We start from the raw sequence: 1503 nt of genomic DNA on the forward strand, positions 1-1503 counted from the left end.
GGTCGGGAACCGATCAGTACAGCGCCGACGCCAGCTTGCGGCGCGCGGTGACGACGAACGGCTCGGCGGGATCGAACAGCTCGAACAGCTCCAGCAGCCGCGTGCGGGCGGCGTTCCTCTCGTCGCCGGCGCTGCGGGCGACGAACCCGATCAGCCGGGTGAAGGCGGCCTCGGGCTGCTGGGCGAACAGTTCGGCGTCGGCCGCGACGAGCTGCGCCTCGAGGTCGGCCGGGGCGGCGTCGGCCGCGGCGATCGCGTCCTCGGGCACCGACTGAGCGCGGGCGAGGAACCGGACCTGCCGCAGCGCGGCCAGAGCGTCGGCATTGGCGGGCTCGGAGTTCAGGATCAGCTCGTACGCCGCCTCGGCACCGGCCAGGTCCCCTGCCTCGAGGGCCTGCTCGGCGGCGACGAACCGCGGATCCTCCTGCTCCTCGACGGGCTCGGCGCCGGGCGGGCCGGACAGCTTTCCGGCGACCGCGTCCTGGATGGCGGCGAGCCATTGCCGAAGCTGCGGTTCGGGCTGCACGCCCTGGAAGTCGGCGAGGGGCTGCCCGGCGGCGATCGCGACGACGGTCGGCACGGACTGCACACCGAACGCCTGCGCGATCCGCGGGTTGGCGTCCACGTCGACCTTCGCGAGGACCCAGCTGCCGCCGCCCTCGTGGGCCAGCTTCTCGAGGACGGGCGAGAGCTGCTTGCACGGGCCACACCAGGTGGCCCACAGGTCCACGATGACGGGGACCTGCATCGAGCGCTGCAGCACCTCGGCCTCGAAGGTGGCCTCGGTAACGTCGACGACGGGCGTGAAACCGGACTGGGGGCCGGTGCCGGAGCCGGGCTGCGACGGAGGTGGGGGCGCGGTAGACCGCTCCTTGAGGGGCGCGAGATCCACCGCGCCGGACATCGCCGCGGCGGTCGCGGCGGAACGTGCTGCAGGACGGGAACCTGGTCGAGTCACGCCGTCCAGTCTGTCACGTTCCGCGCGACAGGGGACAGCAGGTCAGGCGAGTGCGGGCGCGTCCACCGGACGCGCTTGCGCGGACAGTTCCGCGAGCCGGCCGGTGCGCACAGCCCACCATTCGAAGACGATCGTGCCGAACGGCGGGACGGACGAGATCAGGGCCAGGCCCGTGGTGACCAGGTTCCACTTCAGCGCCCGCGCGGTGAGGAGGGCGACGAGGACGAAGGCCACGAACACGCCGCCGTGCAGCGGGCCGAAGATCTTCACCCCGATCTCGTTGCCGTTCTCGGGCAGGTACTTGAACGCCATGCCGACGAGCAGGCCGGCCCAGGTGAAGGCCTCGAGGACGGCGACGAAGCGGAACCGCTTGGCCGGGGTGCTGAGATCGAAGAAGTTCGCCATGCACACCATTGTGCCGATCGGCTACGACGAGCTGTCGTTGCTGTGAGAGACGTCACCGCCCCCACGCGGTGCGCGGGGGCGGCGACGAGAGTATTGGACGCGGTCTACGCCTTGGGGACGCGGACGATGAGGGCGTCGCC

2 protein-coding genes are annotated in these 1503 nt (G+C 71.8%); both read right to left on the reverse strand.

Features of this window, described 5'->3' with window-relative positions; genetic code table 11:
• Positions 1-13 precede the first annotated feature (13 nt).
• Entirely contained in the window at positions 14-904 is an 891-nt protein-coding gene (locus tag CQZ88_RS23775; RefSeq protein ID WP_029542958.1) for a tetratricopeptide repeat protein, read from the reverse strand.
• A 96-nt stretch (positions 905-1000) separates the two neighbouring features.
• Positions 1001-1372: a DUF3817 domain-containing protein gene (locus CQZ88_RS23780; protein ID WP_006938400.1), complete on the reverse strand. Its 372-nt coding sequence runs from the start codon at positions 1370-1372 to the stop codon at positions 1001-1003.
• Positions 1373-1503 lie beyond the last annotated feature (131 nt).

It is taken from the genome of Rhodococcus sp. ENV425 (assembly GCF_002887785.1).
Lineage (GTDB): Bacteria > Actinomycetota > Actinomycetes > Mycobacteriales > Mycobacteriaceae > Rhodococcus > Rhodococcus aetherivorans.

Coding starts and splice junctions, on each gene's coding strand:
- CQZ88_RS23780 (WP_006938400.1), bottom strand. CDS start 1,372: ATGGTGTGCATGGCGAACTTCTTCGATCTCAGCACCCCGGCCAAGCGG.
- CQZ88_RS23775 (WP_029542958.1), bottom strand. CDS start 904: ATGTCCGGCGCGGTGGATCTCGCGCCCCTCAAGGAGCGGTCTACCGCG.